This window comes from Microbacterium sp. che218 (genome assembly GCF_040436305.1).
Taxonomy (GTDB): Bacteria; Actinomycetota; Actinomycetes; order Actinomycetales; family Microbacteriaceae; genus Microbacterium; species Microbacterium algihabitans.
In genome coordinates, this window is sequence record NZ_AP031501.1 from 2,589,995 (window position 1) to 2,610,494 (window position 20,500).

The following is a 20,500-nucleotide window of genomic DNA, read 5'->3' on the forward strand; positions in this document are numbered from 1 at the left end:
AGGCTCAGGGACCGAGAGGGGTGCTCATGCTGAGCCGCATCGCAGAATCGCTGTTCTGGATCGGGCGCTACATCGAGCGCAGCGACGGCACCGCCCGCATTCTCGACGTGCACCTGCAGCTTTTGCTGGAGGACCCGTGGATCGATGAGGACACCGCGTGCCGGTCGCTTCTGAGCGTGATGGGCTCGGCCCTGCCCGAGAACGTCGAGGCCGTGCGCCGCGACGACGTGCTCGCCCGTCTCGCCGTCGACCGCATGAACCCCTCGAGCATCGCGTACTCGCTCACCGCCGCGCGTGAGAACGCCCGCCGCGCGCGCGAGATCGTCTCGACGGAGCTGTGGGAGATCCTCAACACCACGAACGCGCGGATGCCGCGACGCCTGCAGACCGACAAGGTGCACGAGTTCTTCCAGTGGACCCGTGAGCGCGCGGCGCTCGCGATCGGCATCGTCGACTCCTCGACCAACCGCGACGAGGCCTGGCAGTTCTTCACGCTCGGTCGCAGCATCGAGCGCACCGACATGACAGCGCGCCTGCTCGCGACACGCTCGCTGACCGAGGTGTCGGGGCCGTCGTGGACCACGATCCTCCGCTCGTGCGGGGCGTACGAGGCGTACCTCCGCACCTACCGCGGCATGCCGAGCGCTCGTAACGCCGCCGAGTTCCTGCTGCTCGACCGCCTCTTCCCGCGCTCGATCATCTACTCGATCCAGCGGGCCGAAGACTGCATGAGCGCGATCGACCCGCGCGCCGACCGCGTCGGTCACTCCAACACGGTGCTGCGCGCCCTCGGGCAGATCCGCAACGATCTGGAGTACCGCCCGATCAGCGACATCCTCGCCGAGCTCCCCGAGCACATGCAGCGCGTGCAGACGGTCACGCGCGAGGCGTCGGAGGCGATCCGTTCGCGCTTCTTCCCGACGCAGGCTGAACCGTCGTGGATCGGAGAGATCTCGTGAAACGCCTGCGCATCGAGCACCAGACCGGGTTCGTCTATCCCGGCGACGTCGTCGCGTCCTACAACGAGGCGCGCATGCTGCCGCACTCGACCGACAGTCAGTTCGTGCTGAGCTCGTCGCTCGACATCGAGCCCTCGACCTCGGTCAACCAGTACGTCGACTACTTCGGCACGCGCGTCGCGGCGTTCGACGTGCTGTCGCCGCACTCGTCGCTGACGATCACGGCGCGCTCGCTCATCGAGGTGCGCCCGCGACCGATCGAGCACGCCGACATCACCTGGGAACAGCTGGCCGCCGAGGCGGGGCGGTCGATCTCGACCGTCGAGCAGTTGACGCAGACGCGGCGCACGGCGCCCCACCCCGAGGTGGCCGAGCTCGCCCGCTCGATCGCGGCGCAGCACGATCGCCCGGGTCCCGCGGCCCACGCGATCGCCGAGGCGATCGGTGACGCGATCGACTACATGCAGGGCGTCACGGGCGTGACCTCCACGGCCATCGACGCGTGGGAGGCCCGCAAGGGCGTATGCCAGGACATCGCGCACATCGCGATCGGCGCTCTGCGCGAGGTCGGCATCCCGGCGCGCTACGTCTCGGGCTACCTGCACCCGAAGCCCTCCGCCGAGGTGGGCGAAGCCGTCACGGGCGAGTCGCACGCGTGGGTGGAGTGGTTCGCGGGCGACTGGCAGGGCTTCGACCCCACGAACAACATCGAGATCGGCGACCGCCACGTGCTCGTCGGCCGCGGCCGCGATTACAACGACGTGCCGCCGCTGCGCGGCGTGTACGCCGGTCCCGGCAAGAGCAACCTCAAGGTGAAGGTCACGATCACGCGCGAGACCTGAGCTCAGGGCCCCTCAAATATACGTCAGGCGTATAGTTGAGGGTGTTGGGGGTGCTCATGGGCTCAGATGTGGACATCGTCCGGTCCGTCGCCGCCTCCCCGCTGCGAACGGCCCGGTTGAAGGACGTTCCCCCGTTCGTGCAGAACATGTGGCGGGCGGTCGAAAGTCTCACCGATCGTGGCGCATTGCTGCGCCTGGGACACGGCATCTACACGGCGCCGCCCGACGGTGAAGACGGGCGTCTCTGGCGGCCGTCGCTCGAGTCGACCGCGCTCGCCATCGCCACGGCCCGCGCCGGTGAACGATCCGCGGCTCTCATGGGTGTCAGCGCGGCACGCCACTGGGGCGTCCTGCCTCGAGCGATCGGCGTGGCGACGGTCGCCGTGGACCGGGGGAAGCGCGCTGTCGTCGAGCTGGATCAGGGGGGAGCGGTCCAACTCGTTCCGCGTCCTCTCGATCTGCTCGATCTCGTTCTCGAGCGCATGAGCCTGGGGCAAGGGCTGGTGACGACGAAAGCGCAGACCTTGTTCGATCTCGTCTCGCGCAGGCCCGTCGACGGGCTCGCGAAGGAGATCGGTCAGGCATTAGAGAACCTCATGGTCGTGGTGGAAGTCGAGGACTACGCAGACGTGTTGGCGCGTGCTGTGCGGCCGACGACGGCCGCACGTGCCACCCTGGAACGCTTGCGGCACATGCATGGCTGAGAGGCGCTCGGCGCCCGCGGGGATGGAGCCGACCCCGGGCATCCTGGACGAAGCGGAGCGGCTGGCGGTACAAGCGGTCTTCGGTGTCGATGCCGATCAGGTCGCTCGCGACCACGTCATTTCTCACGCGCTCGCTGCCATTGCGGACGTCGGCCTGGAGCACGTGATCTTCTTCGGGGGTACCGCGCTGTCGCGAACGCACCTGCCGGAAACCCGCCTCTCGGAAGACATCGACCTCATCGCGATGGGGGACCGGCGGGAGGTGGCCGCGCGGCTCGAGCGGGCTCTCTCCCGTCGGCTCGGTCGCCTGTTCGGTGCGGTCGCATTCACCCCGGCTCTGCGGGACTCCCGACATCCCCACGCCGCGGTCATGAGCGTAGGAGATGTTCGCGTGCAGGTGCAGTTGCTGTCCGCGATCGGGTATCCGTCGTGGCCGACCGAAGAACGGGCGATTCGACAGCGCTACAGTGATGCGCCGCCCGCTCGTCTGCGCGTTCTGACCGCGCCGTCTTTTGCGGCGGCGAAACTGTCGGCCTGGTGCGATCGCGGCGCCGCACGGGATCTTTACGACCTCTGGGCGCTGGCCGGCGCTTCGAAGATCGACGCGGAGGCGATTGCCCTGTTCCAGCGGTGGGGGCCGGCGAGCAGTGCGTCGAGCGTCAGCTTCGTCGAGCTCCCGACACCCACGGAGTGGGAACGGTCGCTGGGGCATCAGTGCGTCGTCAAGGTCGCCCCGCACGAGGCTGCGGCTGTCGTTGCTGCCGCCGTGGAAGACGCGGCCCGTGCCCTCGAGGCTTGATCCGAGACCTGAGCTCTAGGCCCCGGCGGCGCGGGTGAGCCTGCTCTGCACGTCGCGGTGCAGGTCGACGAGGGTTCGCGTCTGCCCCTGGTCGTGCAGGCGCGCCCACTCGTCGAGGGTGGTGCGCATCTCGAGACCCGCGATGCCCAGCGCCGTGCGCACCTCGAGCTCGACGAGCCCGATCCGCTCGGCGAGCTCGGGAACGAAGCGGTCGGCCGAGGTGACCTCGCGACGCACCGCGGCGCCGAGGAGCGACGGCTCGTGGGCGATGAGTCGGCGGACCCGCAGGTAGCGCTCGCGCGCCTGCGCGTCGGCGTCGAGCAGCTCCAGCTCGCGGGCGAACACCTCGCGGAGCGCCGAGAGGAGCGCGCGGATGTCGTCGCCGACGTCGGCGACTCCCGCCAGGGCGTCGGCGAAGCGCCCGTCGTCGATGAACACCGCGTCTTCCTTCGTGCCCGCGAGGCGGAAGAAGGTGCGCGGCGAGACCCCGGCGCGCGCGGCGATCTCGTCGACCGTGGTGCCGTGCACGCCCTTGGCTTCGAAGAGGTCGAGGGCCGCGGCGCAGATCTCGATCGATGTCTCTCGGCGTCGTCGGTCGCGAAGTGCCTCGACGGGTGCATCCGGGACGGTCATATCGGATACAGTAGTCGTTGTCGTGTTGGCAGTGACTGCCAATATGGCCCCGTCTGCTTAGATTGGTCGCCCATGGTCTCCACCGGAACACTCCCCACCGCCGCCCCGTCGTCGCGCCCCGCGGCGCGCCCCGGGGCGGTCATCGCCCTGCTCGTCGTCGCCGCCTTCGTCGTCATCCTCAACGAGACGATCATGGGCGTCGCCCTGCCCGAGCTCATGCGCGAGCTCGACATCGCCGCCGCCACCGCCCAGTGGCTCACCACCGCGTTCCTGCTGACGATGGCCGTGGTCATCCCCACCACGGGCTTCCTCATCCAGCGCTTCCCCCTGCGCGCACTGTTCTTCGCCGCCATGGGGCTGTTTACTCTCGGCACGCTCATCGCCGCGGTCGCCCCGGGCTTCGGGGTGCTGCTGCTCGGGCGCATCGTGCAGGCCTCGGGCACCGCGATCATGATCCCGCTGCTGTTCACCACCGTGCTCAACGTCGTCCCGGCGAACCGCCGCGGACGCATGATGGGGCTCATCTCGATCGTCATCTCGGTGGCGCCCGCCGTCGGTCCGACCGTGTCGGGCCTGATCCTGTCGGTCTTCCCGTGGCGCGCGATGTTCATCGTGATGATCCCGATCGCCCTGATCGCGATCGCCCTCGGCGCGCGCTGGGTGCAGAACCTCACCGAGACGCGTCGGGTGACCCTCGACGTCGTGTCGGTCGTGCTGTCGGCCCTCGCCTTCGGTGGCCTGATCTTCGGGCTCTCGAGCATCGGCGAGGCCGCCGGCGGCCACGCGCTCGTGCCCGTCTGGATCCCGCTCGTCGTCGGAGCCGTGGCCCTGGCCGCCTTCGTCGTGCGGCAGCTGCGCCTCGGCTCGACCGATCGCGTGCTGCTGAACCTCGGGGTGTTCCGGCACTCGAGCTTCACCATCGCGGTGATCCTCGTGGTCGTGGCGATGACGACGCTCTTCGGCGTGCTCATCCTCCTGCCGCTCTACCTGCAGAACGTGCTCGGTCTCGGCACCCTGCCCACCGGGCTCATGCTGCTGCCGGGTGGGCTGCTGATGGGTCTCATGGCGCCCCTCGTCGGCAACCTCTTCGACCGCTTCGGCGCGCGCCCGCTGGTGCTCCCGGGCGCCGTCGTCGCCAGCGTCGCCCTCTGGGGCTTCGCCACGCTGTCGACGACCACGCCGATCGGGTTCGTCATCGCCGTGCACTGCGTGCTGAGCCTGGGTCTGGCGTTCATGTTCACGCCGCTCATGACCTCCGCCCTCGGCTCGTTGCCGCCGGCGCTGTATCCGCACGGATCCGCCATCGTGTCGACCGTGCAGCAGCTCGCGGGGGCCATCGGCACCGCGGTGTTCGTGACGTTGATGACGGTCGGTGCCGCGGGAGCGGTGGCGAACGAGGGTGCGTCGATGGTGGATGCCACGGCCACTGGCATCCACACAGCCTTCTTCGTCGCGGCCTGCCTGTCACTCGCGGTGATCGTGCTCGCGGCGTTCGTGCGGACTGCGAAGCAGGTCGACGGCGTCGAAGGGATGCCGGCCCACTGACGCCCGCCGGTGGGTGCCGTGATGCGGTGCCCACCGAGAGCTCGTCGGGCGGAGAACGTTTCTGAATCGATTCAGGAAACGAGCCGGATCACAGCGTCTCCACGCTCGTCGACGCCCGCGCGATGAGCTGCGGAGAGAAGACCGTCTGACGCGTCGGGCGGTCGGGGTCGAGGGCCTCGTCGAGCAGGATCCGCATGGCGGTACCGCCGATGAGGGCGCTCGGCTGACGGACGGACGTCAGGGGCACGGCGGCCGCTGCGGCGAACGAGATGTCGTCGAAACCCACGACCGCGATCTCGTGCGGCACGAGCATGCGACCGTCGACGACCAGGCTCTGCAGCAGGCCGAGGGCGAGGAGGTCGTTCGCGGCGAACACCGCGTCGGGACGGTCGCGACGCTCTCGAGCGAGCAGTCGCCGCCCTGCCGACACGCCCTCCTCCACCGTCATCGCGTGGGTGGGGACCACTTCGAGCGTGGCCGCGTGCTCGCTGTTGTCGACGGCGCTGCGCGCACCGGCGAGGCGGTCGGTCACCTGTCGGATGTCGAACCCTCCGCCGACGAAGGCGATGCGCCGGCGCCCGCGCTCGAGCAGGTGCTCGGCGGCGAGACGTCCGCCGGCGACACTGTCGACCGACACCGATGAGACCGACCCGTCGCCCGAGAACCTGTCGATCAGCACCGAGGGGATGCCGCGGGCTCGGAGGCGCCGCAATCTCGCGGTGACGTCGCCGAACGGGGCGATCAGCAGGCCGCGCACCATCTGCTGCTCGAACAGGTCGATGTACAGCGACTCGCGCGCGGCGTCCTCGTCGCTGTTGCCGTGCAGGAGGGCGAGTCCCCGGCTGGTGGCCTCGTTCTCGGCTCCGGCGACGACGTCGGCGAAGAAGGGATTGCGTCCGTCGAGGGCGACGAAGCCGACCGTCGTGCTGATGCCGGCGCGTAACTGTCGGGCGGCGTCGTTGCGCACGTATCCGAGGGTTTCGATCGCGGAGTTCACACGCTCCACGGATGCCGCGGACACGGCATCCGGTCTGTTCAGCACGTTCGACACCGTGCCCACCGAGACTCCGGCGAGGGTCGCGACGTCGCGGATGCTCACCGTCACAGCGGCTCCTCCCGTCACGATCCGGTCTCGACACGATCCTGACTTGACCGCGTCGTCGGGCTCACCCTACAGTGACTGGCATCCGATCTGAAACGATTCAGATTGCGCCGGGCAACCGGCTCCACCCTCAACGAGGAGGCAGCATGGCCGACGCGATGGCCGCGACACCCGCTACGCCCGATCACGCCCTCGAACTCCGGCGCGTGATGAAGTCGTTCGGCCCGGTGGTTGCCCTCCGGTCGGGGAGCCTCGTGCTCGATCGCGGTTCGATCCACGCCCTGATCGGCGAGAACGGCGCGGGCAAGTCCACGCTCGTCAAGATCATCGCGGGCCTGTACCGCCGCGACGACGGCGACTTCCTCCTCGACGGCGAGAGCGTCGACTTCGCCAGCACGGCGCAGTCCAAGGCCGCGGGCATCGCCGTCATCTACCAGGAGCCCACGCTCTTCCCCGACCTGTCGGTGACCGAGAACATCTTCATGGGGCGCCAGCCCACCGGCCGCCTCGGACGCATCGACCGTGCGGCCATGCGCGAGGAGGCGACGCAGATCTTCCAGCGTCTCGGCGTCGCGCTCGACCCCGATCGGGTCACCGAGGGACTGTCGATCGCCGACCAGCAGATCATCGAGATCGCCAAGGCCATCTCGCTCGACGCGCGCGTGCTGATCATGGACGAGCCGACCGCGGCCCTCAGCGGCGTCGAGGTCGAGCGGCTGTTCGCGGTGGCGCGCAGCCTGCGCGACGAAGGCCGCGCGCTGTTGTTCATCTCGCACCGCTTCGACGAGGTCTTCGCCCTGTGCGACACCGTCACCGTCATGCGCGACGGTGCGTACGTCCACACCACGCCGCTGGCGGACACGACCGTCGACGACCTCGTGCGCCAGATGGTCGGCCGCGACGTCACCGAGCTCTTCCCCAAGCTCCCCTCCACTCCCGGAGACGTGGTGCTCGAAGTCGACGGGCTCACGCGCAAGGGCGCGTTCCGCGACGTGTCGTTCTCGCTCCGCGCGGGGGAGATCGTCGGGCTCGCCGGCCTCGTGGGGGCGGGGCGCAGCGAGGTCGCCCGAGCGATCTTCGGCGTCGACTCGTACGAAACGGGTACCGTCCGGCTGAACGGGGCCGTGCTGCCGAAGGGCGACGTGCGTCGCGCCACCGCGCGCGGCCTCGCTCTGGTGCCGGAGGACCGACGCAAGCAGGGACTCGTGCTCGACGAGGGCGTCTCGCGCAACATCACCCTCGCCATCCGGGCCAAGCTGTCGCGCTGGGGCCTGCTGCGCTCGGCCGACGAGAACCGCGCCGCCCGCGAATGGGCGAGTCGCCTCGAGGTCAAGACCGCAGCGCTCGACGCCACGACCGGCACCCTCAGCGGCGGCAATCAGCAGAAGGTCGTCATCGGCAAGTGGCTCGCCACCGAACCCAAGGTGCTGATCGTCGACGAGCCCACCCGCGGGATCGACGTGGGGACCAAGTCCGAGGTGCACCGCCTTCTCTCCGAACTCGCCCAGCAGGGCCTCGCGATCCTCATGATCTCGAGCGAGCTGCCCGAGGTGCTCGGCATGGCCGACCGGGTGCTCGTCATGCGCGAAGGACGCCTCACCGGTGAATTCGCGCGAACGGATGCCACTCCCGAGGCCATCATGTACGCCGCGACCGCCGAAGCGGGAGCCTCCCTGTGATCGCGTCGCGTCAGCTGCCCACCCCGTCCACCCCTGAAGCGGAGGGCCTCCGATGAGCACCGCCACCCCTGTCCGCCCGGGCACCAGCCCCGCCGCGAAGCTCGTCTCGCACGTCGCCACGGCGCGCGAGAGCGGCATCGTGCTCGCTCTGGTGCTGATCATCGTCGTCGCGACGCTCAACAACCCGACGTTCCTGTTCTCGTCCGACGGCTTCCGCGACCTGCTGCTCACCCCGTCGCTGCTGCTGCTGGTCGCCGTCGGCCAGGCGATCGTCATCATCACGCGCAACGTCGACCTCTCGGTCGGTTCGGTTGTCGGGCTGACGGCCTACCTGACCGGCCGGCTGTTCATCGACGTGCCGGGTCTTCCCCTCGTCGTCGTCTTCATCGCCGGCATCGTGGTCGGCGGCATCCTGGGCTTCGTCAACGGTGCCCTCGTCGCCTACGCCAAGGTGCCCGCCCTCGTCATCACGCTGGGCACCATGTACATCTACCGCGGGATCAACGTCGCGTGGGCCGGCAGCAACCGCGTCAACGCCTCCGACCTGCCCGGCAGCTTCCGCGACCTCGGCACGGGCCAGGTGCTCGGCATCCCGCTGCTGACGATCCTCGCCGTCGTGGTGCTCATCGCCGCCGCCTGGTATCTGCGCAACCTCCGCAGCGGACGCGAGCTGTACGCGATCGGGTCCGACCCGGCCGCCGCCCACCTCTACGGCCTCAAGGTCAACCGCCGCATCATCGGAGCCTTCGTCACCAGCGGGGCTCTGGCGGGCCTGGCCGGTGTGCTCTACGCCGCGCGCTATGGCACCGTCGCCTCGAACGCCGGTTTCGGCTGGGAACTGCAGGCGATCGGCGCGGCCGTCATCGGCGGCGTCGCCATCTCGGGCGGCGTGGGCACGGTCTGGGGCGCGGCCATCGGCGCCTACCTGCTGCTGACCATCAACCGCGCCCTGCCGATCCTCGGCATCGACGACTTCTGGCAGCGGGCGGTGGTCGGCGCGCTGATCCTCGGCGCCATCGTGCTCGACCGCGTGCTGGCCGTCCGCCAGTCGCGCAAGCTCACCGCAGAGAGGGAGACGGGTCGATGACCTCCACCACTGTCGACGAACGCGCCCGGACTTACCGCGCGCACGCCCGACCGTTCTGGCGCCGTGCCGTGCTCACGCGCGAGGCCGCCATCATCGGCATCCTGCTGCTCGTGATCGTCGTGTCGCTGGCGACCGTCCGCAACTTCGACAGCCCCCTCACGGTCACCTATCTGCTGCGCGACATCGCACCGATCCTGCTGATCGCGCTGCCGATGACTCTCATCATCATCACCGAGGAGATCGACCTCTCGGTCGCGAGCATCGTCGGCCTGTCGAGCGTCACCGTCGGCGTTCTCACCCAGGCGGGGTGGCTGTTCGAACTCGCGGGCCTCGCGGCGATCGTCGTCGGCGTCGTCGCGGGGGCCGTCAACGGATTCCTCGTCACCGTCGTCGGCCTGCCCTCGCTCGCCGTCACCATCGGCACGCTCGCACTGTTCCGCGGCATCGCGGTGGGGCTGCTCGGCACCGAGGCCGTCACGGAGTTCCCCGAGACGTGGACCGACCTGGCCAAGGCCAACATCCCCGGCACCCCGCTGCCGCTCATCATGATCCCGTTCGCCGTGCTGGCGATCGTCTTCGCGGTGCTGCTGCACCTCACGCCCTTCGGTCGCTCGCTGTACGCGATCGGTCTGAACAAGGAGGCTGCGCAGTTCTCGGGCATCGACGTCGGCCGCACCAAGTTCGTGCTGTTCGTGATGAGCGGAGCGGTGTCGGGCTTCGCCGGCGTCTACTTCACGCTGCTCTACAGCAACGCCCGCGGTGAGAACGCGATGGGCATGGAACTGCAGGTGATCGCCGCCGTGCTGCTGGGCGGGGTGTCGATCTTCGGTGGCCGCGGCGCCCTGCACGGCGTCATCGCCGGAGTCCTGCTCATCGGGACCCTCGGCAGCGCGCTCCGCCTCGCCGGAGTGACGAGCGACATCATCAACGTCATCACCGGACTGCTGCTCGTGCTCTCGGTGGTGTCCGCCAGCCTCCTCGCCGCGCTGCAGGCCCGACGGGCCGCCGCGATCGGCCGCAGGAGGGGCGCGCGCCCCGCCGCGCCGACGTCGACCGACTGACCCGCACCCCACTCGCACCACCATCTGTCCCCTGAAAGGAAACAACGATGTTCGCATTCACACGCAAGACCCGCGTCGGCACCGCAGCCGCCGCCCTGGCCCTGGCGGTCACGCTCGTCGCCACCGGCTGCTCCGGTGGCAGCGCCGGAGGAGACGCCGGCGGTGACGGCGGCGGCGACGGCGGCAACCTCGCCATCACCTTCCTGCCCAAGAACCTGGGCAACCCCTACTTCGAGACCTCGAACAAGGGCGGCGAAGAGGCCATCACCGAGTTCGGCGGCACCTTCGAGCAGGTCGGCCCGAGCGAGGCGACCCCGACGTCGCAGGTGCAGTACATCCAGACCGCGGCCCAGCAGGGCGTGGGCGGCCTGGTGATCTCGGCCAACGACCCGTCGGCCATCTGCGACGCGCTCGACGAGGCGCGCAGCGCCGGCGTCAAGGTCGTCACCTTCGACTCCGACACCGACGCCGAGTGCCGCGACCTCTTCATCAACCAGGCCACCGCCGAGGGCATCGCCAAGGCGCAGGTCGACCTGATCTCGGAGCAGATCGGCGACTCCGGTCAGGTCGCGATCCTCTCCGCCGCGGCCAACGCCACGAACCAGAACGCCTGGATCGAGCTCATGAAGAGCGACCTCGCCGCGAACCACCCGAACATCGAACTCGTCGACGTCGTGTACGGCGATGACGACGACCAGACGTCGTTCGACCGCACCGCGGCGCTGCTGCAGACCTACCCGAACCTCAAGGGCATCGTGTCGCCGACCACCGTCGGCATCGCCGCCGCCGGTCGCTACCTGTCGACCTCGGAGTTCAAGGGCAAGGTCGCCCTCACGGGCCTCGGCACGCCGAACCAGCTGCGCGAGTACGTGCAGGACGGCACGATCACCTCATTCGCGCTGTGGAACCCGGCCGACCTCGGCTACCTGAGCGCCTACGCCACCAAGGCGCTCATCGACGGCACCATCACCGGCAAGGAAGGCGACTCGTTCGAGGCCGGCAAGCTCGGCACCTTCGAGGTCGGGGCGGACGCCACCGTGCTGCTCGGCGACCCGTTCGTCTTCACCAAGGAGAACATCGGCGACTTCGACTTCTGATCGATCGCCGGCAGAGGCCCCGCCCGCCATCGAGACGGTCGGGGCCTCTGCACGTGCTCGTCACCGGTCGACGAAGCCCATGTGCTGCGCGTTGTAACGGTCGCCGTGCACACCGATGCGGCGGGCGAGACCATCGAGGTCGGCCTTCTCATCGGCGGAGAGGGCCACCTCGGTCGACCCCGCGTTCTCGACGATCCGCTCCGTGCGCCGGGTGCCGGGGATGGGGACGATGTGCGGCCCCTGGGCGAGCAGCCACGCGAGTGCGATCTGCCCCGGCGTGCAGTCCTTCCGCCCGGCGAGCTCGCGCACGTGCGCGACGAGCGCCTGGTTCGCGGCGAGGTTGTCGGCCTCGAAGCGGGGGACGCGCGTGCGGATGTCTCCCTCGTCGAAGCTGGTCGAGCTGTCGACGGTACCGGTGAGGAACCCCTTGCCGAGGGGGCTGAAGGGTACGAACCCGATACCGAGCTCCGCGAGGGTGGGCAGGACCTCCGCCTCGGGATCGCGGGTCCACAGCGAGTACTCGCTCTGGAGCGCCGTCACGGGGAAGGTCGCGTGGGCGGCGCGGATGGTGGCCGCCGACGCCTCGGAGAGGCCGAAGTGGCGCACCTTGCCTTCGGCGACGAGCTCGCCCACCGTTCCCGCGACGTCTTCGATCGGCACGTCGGGGTCGACGCGGTGCTGGTAGAAGAGGTCGATCACGTCGGTCCGCAGCCGCTGGAGCGACGCGTCGGCGACGCGACGGATCTGCTCGGGTCGACTGTCGAGTCCGGCCATCGCGCCGTCGCGGATGTCCCACCCGAACTTGGTCGCGATGACGACCTGGTCGCGGAGGGGCTCGAGCGCCTCTCCGACCAGCTCCTCGTTGTCGTACGGGCCGTAGACCTCCGCGCTGTCGAAGAAGGTGACTCCCGCATCGAGGGCCGAGCGCAGCACGGCGATCATGTCTTCGCGGTCGCCCGGGTTCGGGCCGTACGACTGCGACATCCCCATGCAGCCGAGCCCGACCGCCGACACCTCGAGCCCCTGCCCCAACGTCCGTGTGTGCATCGCGTCATTCCTCTCGCGCCGCCGCCGCGGCATCCTGTCGAAACCGGGAACGCATGCGCCCCGGCGGAGTCGTGTCTGGGTCGACGGTACGCTCCGGCCGTGCGCGCAGGGAGGGTCTGTCACGACACCCCTGAGAAAGCCGGGCAGTCGGTGGAGCCCTCCGCAGCGGGCGCGACGCGGGCGGAGGCGATTCGGGCGGCGGAGGATGCGCGGGCCGCGCGGGACCCTCCGCTCCCCCAAAATCCTCCGGCCCGTCGCGGGAGGAGTCGGGCCCGACGGCTCGGACGCGTCAGCCGCTCGAGGCCCGCACCACGAGCTCGGGGCGGAAGCGCACCTGCCGCTCGGCCGGGTCGAGCTCACCGTCGAGCTGGCGCAGCAGCAGGTCGACGGCCGTGGCGCCGAGCTCCTCTGCGGGCTGGCGGATCGAGGTGAGGGGCACGACCGTGGCCGCGGCGAAGTCGATGTCGTCGTAGCCGACGAGTGCGATGTCGTCGGGAACGCGGATGCCGCCGAGCATCGTCAGCGCCTGCAACAGGCCGACGGCGAGCAGGTCGTTGGCGGCGAAGACCGCGTCGGGGCGGTCGTGGCGCTCGCGCAGCGCTTCGCCGGCGGCGCGGCCGGCCAGCACCGTCATGGCATCGGTCGCGATGACCTCGAGGCGGGCCCCGTCGACCTCCGCGACGGCGCGGCGCGCGCCCTCGAGGCGGTCGGCCACCTGACGGGTGGTCAAGGGACCGGCGACCACGGCGATGCGGCGGCGCCCCTGCGCCAGCAGGTGGGCGACGGCCAGGTGGCCGCCCTCGACGTCGTCGACCGAGACCGTGCACGCGGCATCCGACTCGGTCTGCTCGTCCACCAGCACGAGCGGAACGCCCGCGCTCGCGAGGTGCTGCACGACGTCGCCCTCGGGAACGGCCGGGGTGAGCAGGACGCCGGCGACGCGCTGCTCGCGGAACTGGTCGAGATAGAGGCGCTCGTGGTCGGCGTCGCCTCCGCTGGAGCCGAGCAGCACGACGTACCCGTCTTCGGCGGCGCGGGCTTCGGCGCCGCGGGCGACGGCGGCGAAGAACGGGTTGCCGACGTCGAGCACGATGAGGGCGATGCTGCGGCTGCGCCCGGCGCGGAGCTGCCGTGCGGCGTCGTTGCGCACGTAGCCGAGCGCGTCGATCGCCGCGCGCACCCGTTCGGCGGCGGCGGGAGAGACCGTCTCGCGGCCGTTGAGCACGTTCGAGACGGTGCCCACCGAGACGCCGGCGTGGGCTGCGACGTCTTTGATCTTGACCGCCATCGACGACCGTGCCTTTCCCGCGAGTTCTGGTCGACGATATCGCAGGCGCCCGATGGCCCTTCGGGAACGGGGCGCGGCGCGACCCGGTGTTGCGTCGCGAGCGCGGCCGTTCTATGCTGCGATGAAACGATTCATTTCTCGAGGAAGAGAAGCCGCACCCGATGACCGCCCACCCCACCCGCGTCTGCTTCGAACTGCGCGTGCGGCCCGAGCTCGTCGACGACTACGTCGCCCGCCACACCCCGGTGCGCGCTGAGATGCTCGCCGAGATCGCCGCCGCCGGTCGCCGCAACTACTCGCTGTTCCTCGGCGAGGAGGGGCACCTGATCGGCTACTACGAGACCGACGACGACGCCGCCGCCCAGGCCTACCTCGCCGCCTCGCCCATCGCCGCCGCGTGGGAGGCGGAGATGGCCCCCTACTTCGTCGGCCTCGCCGGTCGTCCCGACCAGGCAGCCACACCGCTCACCGAGGTCTTCCACCTCGCCGACCAGCTCGCAGACGCGGGAAGGACCCTGTCATGACCACCCTGAGCCCCCAGATCCTCGACGCCCTCGCGGCGCAGGCCATCGAACTGCCCTCGTGGGCGTTCGGAAACTCCGGCACCCGCTTCCGCGTCTTCCCCACCGCGGGCACCCCGCGCGACCCCTTCGAGAAGATCGCGGATGCCGCGGAGGTCAACCGTCTGACCGCGCTCGCCCCCACCGTCGCCCTGCACATCCCGTGGGACCTCGTCGACGACTACTCGGCACTGCGCCGTCACGCCGAAGACCTGGGCGTGAAGCTGGGCACCGTCAACTCGAACACCTTCCAGGACGAGGACTACAAGTTCGGCGCCCTCACCCACCACGACGAGCGCATCCGGCGCAAGGCCATCGACCACCACCTCGAGTGCATCGACGTGATGGATGCCACGGGCTCGCGCGACCTGAAGATCTGGCTCGCCGAGGGCTCGAACTACCCCGGCCAGAACGACATGCGCGGCCGCCAGGACCGCCTGCAGGACTCGCTGCAGCAGATCTACGCGCGCCTCGGCGACGACCAGCGCCTCGTGCTGGAGTACAAGTTCTTCGAGCCGTCGTTCTACCACACCGATGTTCCCGACTGGGGGACCTCGTACGCGCAGGTGGCCTCGCTGGGAGAGAAGGCGATGGTGTGCCTCGACACCGGCCACCACGCGCCCGGCACCAACATCGAGTTCATCGTCATGCAGCTGCTGCGCCTCGGAAAGCTCGGCTCGTTCGACTTCAACTCGCGCTTCTACGCCGACGACGACCTCATCGTGGGCGCAGCCGACCCGTTCCAGCTGTTCCGCATCCTCGTCGAGGTCGTCCGCGGCGGGGGCCTGAACAACCCCGACGTGGCCTTCATGCTCGACCAGTGCCACAACATCGAGGACAAGATCCCGGGCCAGATCCGCTCGGTGCTGAACGTGCAGGAGATGACCGCGCGCGCCCTGCTGCTCGATCGCGACGCCCTCACCGCGGCGCAGGACGCGAACGACGTGCTCGGTGCGAACGCCGTGATGATGGACGCCTTCTACACCGACGTGCGTCCGGCCCTCGCGGAGTGGCGCGAGTCGCGGGGCCTTCCCGCCGACCCGATGGCCGCGTTCGCGGCATCCGGATACCTGCCCCGCATCGCCGACGAGCGCGTCGGCGGAACGCAAGCCGGCTGGGGCGCCTGAGCTTTCACCCTTTCGTCGCACGGATTCGCGCGACGACCCGATCGCTGGGGCGGCGGACCCTGAATCACCGTCGCCCCGGTTCCCTTTCCCGTCGCTCTCACCCGTGAGGAACGTCATGACCAGCTCCACCGCCGCCGACCTCGTCGCGCGCAGCAACCGCCTCGGTTCCGACCCGAAGGTCACCAACTACGCCGGCGGCAACACCTCCGCCAAGGGCACCGACATCGACCCGGTCACGGGCCAGCCGGTCGAGCTGCTGTGGGTCAAGGGGTCGGGCGGCGACCTGGGCACCCTCACCGAGAAGGGCCTGGCGGTGCTGCGCCTCGACCGCATGCGGGCGCTGGTCGACGTGTACCCCGGCATCGAACGCGAAGACGAGATGGTCGCCGCCTTCGACTACTGCCTGCACGGCAAGGGCGGAGCCGCCCCGTCGATCGACACCGCGATGCACGGTCTCGTCGACGCCGCGCACGTCGACCACCTGCACCCCGACGCCGGCATCGCGATCGCCACCGCCGCCGACGGTGAGAAGCTCACGACCGAGATCTTCGGCGACAAGGTCGTGTGGGTGCCGTGGCGCCGCCCCGGCTTCCAGCTGGGCCTCGACATCGCCGCGATCAAAGAGCAGAACCCGCAGGCGATCGGCACGATCCTCGGCGGTCACGGCATCACCGCCTGGGGCGACACCTCGGAGGAGGCGGAACGCAACAGCCTCTGGATCATCGACACCGCGCAGGCCTACATCGACGCGCGCGGCGCGGCCGAGCCCTTCGGCGGGGTGCGCGCGGGCTTCGCGGCCCTGCCCGAGGCCGAGCGTCACGCGAAGGCGGCGGCGCTGGCCCCCACCATCCGCGGGCTCGCCTCGACCGACAAACCGATGGTGGGCCACTACACCGACTCCGCCGCGGTGCTCGACTTCCTGGCATCCGAGAAGGCCCCCGCCCTCGCCGCCCTCGGCACGAGCTGCCCCGACCACTTCCTGCGCACCAAGGTCAAGCCGCTGATCCTCGACCTGCCCGCCGACGCCTCGATCGACGACGCGATCGCGCGCCTGCAGGAGCTGCACGTCGCCTATCGCGAGGACTACCAGGCGTATTACGACGCGCACGCCGATGCCGCCCTTCGACAGGCTCAGGGACCGGTGCCTGCCATCCGCGGCGCCGACCCGCTCATCGTGCTCGTGCCGGGCGTGGGCATGTTCTCGTACGGCGCCAACAAGCAGACGGCGCGCGTGGCGGGGGAGTTCTACGTCAACGCCATCAACGTCATGCGGGGAGCCGAGGCCCTCTCGACGTATTCTCCGATCTCGGATGCCGAGAAGTTCCGCATCGAGTACTGGGCGCTCGAAGAGGCCAAGCTGCAGCGGATGCCCCAGCCCAAGACGCACCAGGGTCGCATCGCGTTCGTGACGGGCGCGGCATCCGGGATCGGCAAGGCCATCGCGACCCGCCTCGCCGCGGAAGGCGCGTGCGTCGTCGTCGCCGACCTCGACCTCGAGAAGGCGCAGGCCGCCGCGGCCGAACTCGGCGGCACCGACGTCGCGATCGGGGTGGCGGCCAACGTCGCGGATGCCGAGGCCGTGCAGGCCGCGATCGATGCGACCGTCCTGGCGTTCGGCGGCATCGACCTCGTCGTCAACAACGCGGGGCTTTCGCTGTCGAAGCCGCTGCTGGAGACCACCGAGAAGGACTGGGACCTGCAGCACGACGTCATGGCGAAGGGCTCGTTCCTCGTCGCGAAGGCGGCGGCCAGGGCCCTGATCGCGCAAAAGATGGGCGGAGACGTCATCTACATCTCGTCGAAGAACTCGGTGTTCGCCGGCCCCAACAACATCGCCTACTCGGCGACCAAGGCCGACCAGGCCCACCAGGTGCGCCTGCTGGCGGTCGAGCTGGGCGAGCACGGCGTGCGCGTGAACGGCATCAACCCCGACGGCGTCGTGCGCGGCTCGGGCATCTTCGCCGCGGGCTGGGGCGCCAACCGTGCCGCCACCTACGGCGTCGACGAGAAGGACCTCGGCCAGTTCTACGCCAACCGCACGATCCTCAAGCGCGAGGTCGTGCCCGAGAACGTCGCCGACGCGGTGTACGTGCTCACCGGTCCCGAGCTCTCGCGCACGACGGGCCTGCACATCCCGGTCGACTCGGGCGTCGCCGCGGCGTTCCTGCGATGAGCGGCTCCGGGCCGGGTGCCGCACGGGCGCAGCCGTCGCCCGCGGCCGGGGTCGGCGCTGCCGGGCCCGTCCGCGCCGTCGCGGCCGTCGACCTCGGCGCGACCAGCGGTCGCGTGATGATCGGGCGCGTCGGCGAGGGAGTGCTCGAGCTCGAGCAGGTCGCGCGCTTCGCGAACGGACCCGTCGAGCGCGCGGACGGCTGGCACTGGGACGTCGAGGCCCTGTGGACTCACGTGCGCGCGGGCCTCGCCGAGGCGCTGCGCCGCGAACCGACGATCGAGAGCGTCGGCATCGACTCGTGGGCGGTCGACTACGGTCTGCTGCGCGACGGCGAGCTCGTCGCGGAGCCGTTCCACTACCGCGACGAGCGCACCGCGCGCGGGGTGGATGCCGTGCACGCGATCGTTCCGTTCGAGCAGCTCTACCGCCGCAATGGCCTGCAGTTCCTGCCCTTCAACACGGTGTACCAGTACGCGGCCGACGCGCGGCTCGCCGCGGCCGAGGCGAGCCTGCTGATCCCCGACCTTTTCGCCGAGCGCCTGACCGGGCGCCGCGTCGCCGAGCGCACCAACGCCTCGACGACCGGCCTGCTCGACGTGCACACGGGGAAGTGGGACACCGAGCTCGCCGCGATGCTCGGCATCCCGGCATCCGTGCTGCCCCCGCTCGTCGACCCCGGCGAGACCGTGGGTCACGCCACCGACCTCGGCGGGCTGCCGGTCGTCGCCGTCGGCTCGCACGACACCGCCTCGGCCGTGGTCGCGGTGCCGATGTCGTCGCCGAACGCGGCCTACATCTCCTGCGGCACCTGGGGTCTGGTGGGTCTCGAGCTCGAGGCGCCGATCGTGACGGATGCCGCCCGCGCGGCGAACTTCACCAACGAGGGCGGCGTCGACGGGCGCATCCGCTTCCTCCACAACGTCGCCGGTCTGTGGTTGCTGAGCGAGACGGTGCGGGCCTGGTCGGAGGCCGACGGCGCCCCCGTCGACCTCGGTCGGTTGCTGGCGGCGGCGGGCTCGGTCTCGGTGCCGGCGCGGCTGTTCGACGCCGACGACCCCTCGCTCGCGGCTCCCGGCGACATGCCGACGCGCATCGCGGCGCTGCTCGGGCGCGAGGCCCCCGGTCGTTCGGAACGCCCGATGTTCGCGCGCATCATCGTCGAGAGCATCGCGCAGGCGTTCGCCACCACCCTCCGCACGGCGGGGGCCCTCGCGGATCGCGAGATCGACGTCGTGCACCTCGTCGGCGGCGGAGCGCTCAACACCCTGCTGTGCCAGGCGACGGCCGACCGCTCGGGGGTTCCCGTGCTGGCGGGTCCCGTCGAGGCGACGGCGCTGGGCAACGTGCTCGTGCAGGCGCGGGCGCTCGGCGCCTTCGGGGCGGACGCCTCACTGACCGACCTGCGGGCGCGGGTGGCCGCGGCCTTTCCTCCGCGGCGCTACGAACCGCGTTCCTGAAACCCCTTCCCGCCCCGTCGGCGCGGGCGTACGATGTGGTCAGACCACATGAAAGAGAGATCCCCCATGGTTCAGCGTCAGCTGCCGAAGGTCGGCGAGCTCCTCGAGCTCATGCAGTTCAAGAAGCCCGAGCTCGACGCGCGCAAGCGCCGCCTCGACGCCGCGCTCACGATCGCGGACCTCCGCTCGATCGCCAAGCGCCGCACGCCCAAGGCCGCGTTCGACTACACCGACGGCGCCGCCGAGGGCGAGCTGTCGCTCGACCGCGCCCGCCGCGCGTTCGAAGACGTCGAGTTCCACCCCGACATCCTGCGCCCCGCCGCCGACGTCGACACCTCTTGCCAGATCCTCGGCGGTCCCTCCGCCCTGCCCTTCGGTATCGCGCCCACCGGCTTCACGCGTCTCATGCAGACCGAGGGTGAGACGGCCGGAGCGTCCGCGGCCGCAGCCGCCGGCATCCCGTTCACGCTCTCGACCCTCGGCACCACCTCGATCGAGGGGGTGAAGGCCGCGAACCCGGTCGGCCGCAACTGGTTCCAGCTCTATGTGATGAAAGACCGCTCCATCTCGTACGGTCTCGTCGAGCGCGCGGCGAAGGCCGGCTTCGACACCCTGCAGTTCACCGTCGACACCCCCATCGCCGGCGCCCGCTTGCGCGACAAGCGCAACGGCTTCTCGATCCCGCCGCAGCTGACGGTCGGCACGATCGTCAACGCGATCCCGCGCCCCTGGTGGTGGATCGACTTCCTCACCACGCCCAAGCTCGAGTTCGCCTCGCTCAGCACCACCGGCGGCACCGTCGGCGAACTGTTGAACGCCGCGATGGACCCCACGATCAGCTACGACGACCTCGATGTCATCCGCGCCATGTGGCCCGGCAAGATCGTCGTCAAGGGCGTGCAGAACGTGACGGATGCCGCGCGCCTGGTCGACCTCGGCGTCGACGGCATCGTGCTGTCCAACCACGGCGGCCGCCAGCTCGACCGCGCGCCCATCCCCTTCCACCTGCTGCCGAAGGTCGTGCGCGAGGTCGGCAAGGACGCCACAATCATGGTCGACACCGGCATCATGAACGGCGCCGACATCGTGGCATCCATCGCCCTCGGCGCGAAGTTCACCCTGATCGGCCGCGCCTACCTGTACGGCCTCATGGCGGGCGGGCGTCAGGGTGTCGACCGCACGATCGCGATCCTGCGCAGCGAGATCGAGCGCACCATGACCCTGCTGGGCGTCTCGTCGCTCGACGAGCTCGAGCCGCGCCACGTCACGCAGCTGACGCGATTGGTGCCCGTGGCCGACCAGGCGGTCGACGCGCGGGTGTGACGGCGGGCGCAGAACTT

At 70.2% G+C, this 20,500-nt stretch carries 18 protein-coding genes; 14 read left to right on the plus strand and 4 right to left on the minus strand.

The window, feature by feature from the left end; all coding sequences use genetic code 11:
- Positions 1–26: 26 nt before the first annotated feature.
- Genes ABXS86_RS12245 through ABXS86_RS12260 form a run of 4 tightly spaced genes read left to right on the plus strand, consistent with a single transcriptional unit; the run spans position 27 to position 3,304 of the window.
- Complete coding sequence (locus ABXS86_RS12245) at positions 27–959, plus strand: alpha-E domain-containing protein (RefSeq protein ID WP_144834506.1); 933 nt, start codon at positions 27–29, stop codon at positions 957–959.
- Positions 956–1,801, plus strand: a complete 846-nt coding sequence (locus ABXS86_RS12250) for a transglutaminase family protein (RefSeq protein WP_353664639.1) — start codon at positions 956–958, stop codon at positions 1,799–1,801. Before ABXS86_RS12245 ends, ABXS86_RS12250 begins: the two co-directional genes overlap by 4 nt.
- A gap of 50 nt (positions 1,802–1,851) precedes the next feature.
- Positions 1,852–2,505, plus strand: a complete 654-nt coding sequence (locus tag ABXS86_RS12255; protein ID WP_353664640.1) for a hypothetical protein — start codon at positions 1,852–1,854, stop codon at positions 2,503–2,505.
- Positions 2,498–3,304: a nucleotidyl transferase AbiEii/AbiGii toxin family protein gene (locus tag ABXS86_RS12260; protein ID WP_353664641.1), complete on the plus strand. Its 807-nt coding sequence runs from the start codon at positions 2,498–2,500 to the stop codon at positions 3,302–3,304. The genes ABXS86_RS12255 and ABXS86_RS12260 overlap by 8 nt, the downstream gene beginning before the upstream one ends.
- A 15-nt stretch (positions 3,305–3,319) precedes the next feature.
- On the opposite strand, the gene ABXS86_RS12265 is transcribed toward ABXS86_RS12260, so the two are convergent.
- Positions 3,320–3,937 (minus strand): TetR/AcrR family transcriptional regulator, encoded by a 618-nt coding sequence (locus ABXS86_RS12265; RefSeq protein WP_307206800.1) that lies wholly within the window; start codon positions 3,935–3,937, stop codon positions 3,320–3,322.
- A gap of 72 nt (positions 3,938–4,009) precedes the next feature.
- On the opposite strand from ABXS86_RS12265, the gene ABXS86_RS12270 reads away from it, so the two are divergent.
- Complete coding sequence (locus ABXS86_RS12270; protein WP_353664642.1) at positions 4,010–5,482, plus strand: MDR family MFS transporter; 1,473 nt, start codon at positions 4,010–4,012, stop codon at positions 5,480–5,482.
- Between the two features lie 88 nt (positions 5,483–5,570).
- Here ABXS86_RS12270 and ABXS86_RS12275 read toward each other — a convergent pair whose 3' ends face one another.
- Complete coding sequence (locus ABXS86_RS12275; RefSeq protein WP_307206796.1) at positions 5,571–6,587, minus strand: LacI family DNA-binding transcriptional regulator; 1,017 nt, start codon at positions 6,585–6,587, stop codon at positions 5,571–5,573.
- Between the two features lie 143 nt (positions 6,588–6,730).
- Between ABXS86_RS12275 and ABXS86_RS12280 the strand changes: the two genes are divergently transcribed.
- Genes ABXS86_RS12280 through rhaS form a run of 4 tightly spaced genes read left to right on the plus strand, consistent with a single transcriptional unit; the run spans position 6,731 to position 11,508 of the window.
- On the plus strand, positions 6,731–8,263 hold the full coding sequence (locus ABXS86_RS12280; RefSeq protein ID WP_353664643.1) for a sugar ABC transporter ATP-binding protein: 1,533 nt from the start codon (positions 6,731–6,733) through the stop codon (positions 8,261–8,263).
- Positions 8,264–8,315: 52 nt separating this feature from the next.
- Positions 8,316–9,350: an ABC transporter permease gene (locus tag ABXS86_RS12285; protein WP_251507736.1), complete on the plus strand. Its 1,035-nt coding sequence runs from the start codon at positions 8,316–8,318 to the stop codon at positions 9,348–9,350.
- Positions 9,347–10,411 (plus strand): ABC transporter permease, encoded by a 1,065-nt coding sequence (locus ABXS86_RS12290; protein WP_353664644.1) that lies wholly within the window; start codon positions 9,347–9,349, stop codon positions 10,409–10,411. The genes ABXS86_RS12285 and ABXS86_RS12290 overlap by 4 nt, the downstream gene beginning before the upstream one ends.
- A 47-nt stretch (positions 10,412–10,458) precedes the next feature.
- A complete protein-coding gene (gene rhaS, locus ABXS86_RS12295; RefSeq protein WP_353664645.1) occupies positions 10,459–11,508 on the plus strand; it encodes a rhamnose ABC transporter substrate-binding protein in 1,050 nt (349 codons plus the stop codon).
- Positions 11,509–11,568: 60 nt separating this feature from the next.
- Here rhaS and ABXS86_RS12300 read toward each other — a convergent pair whose 3' ends face one another.
- Complete coding sequence (locus ABXS86_RS12300) at positions 11,569–12,555, minus strand: aldo/keto reductase (RefSeq protein WP_353664646.1); 987 nt, start codon at positions 12,553–12,555, stop codon at positions 11,569–11,571.
- Between the two features lie 289 nt (positions 12,556–12,844).
- The gene (locus ABXS86_RS12305) at positions 12,845–13,843 is read right to left on the minus strand and encodes a LacI family DNA-binding transcriptional regulator (protein ID WP_307206786.1); all 999 of its coding nucleotides are present in this window, start codon (positions 13,841–13,843) and stop codon (positions 12,845–12,847) included.
- Between the two features lie 161 nt (positions 13,844–14,004).
- Between ABXS86_RS12305 and ABXS86_RS12310 the strand changes: the two genes are divergently transcribed.
- The 5 genes from ABXS86_RS12310 (at position 14,005) to ABXS86_RS12330 (ending at position 20,483) form a co-directional block, all read left to right on the plus strand.
- On the plus strand, positions 14,005–14,367 hold the full coding sequence (locus ABXS86_RS12310) for an L-rhamnose mutarotase (protein ID WP_353664647.1): 363 nt from the start codon (positions 14,005–14,007) through the stop codon (positions 14,365–14,367).
- Positions 14,364–15,530, plus strand: coding sequence for an L-rhamnose isomerase (gene rhaI / locus ABXS86_RS12315; RefSeq protein ID WP_353664648.1), 1,167 nt, complete (start codon positions 14,364–14,366; stop codon positions 15,528–15,530). Before ABXS86_RS12310 ends, rhaI begins: the two co-directional genes overlap by 4 nt.
- Before the next feature lie 115 nt (positions 15,531–15,645).
- The gene (locus ABXS86_RS12320) at positions 15,646–17,703 is read left to right on the plus strand and encodes a bifunctional aldolase/short-chain dehydrogenase (RefSeq protein WP_353664649.1); all 2,058 of its coding nucleotides are present in this window, start codon (positions 15,646–15,648) and stop codon (positions 17,701–17,703) included.
- Complete coding sequence (locus ABXS86_RS12325; RefSeq protein WP_353664650.1) at positions 17,700–19,160, plus strand: rhamnulokinase; 1,461 nt, start codon at positions 17,700–17,702, stop codon at positions 19,158–19,160. Before ABXS86_RS12320 ends, ABXS86_RS12325 begins: the two co-directional genes overlap by 4 nt.
- Before the next feature lie 66 nt (positions 19,161–19,226).
- Positions 19,227–20,483, plus strand: a complete 1,257-nt coding sequence (locus tag ABXS86_RS12330; RefSeq protein WP_353664651.1) for an alpha-hydroxy acid oxidase — start codon at positions 19,227–19,229, stop codon at positions 20,481–20,483.
- Positions 20,484–20,500: the final 17 nt, after the last annotated feature.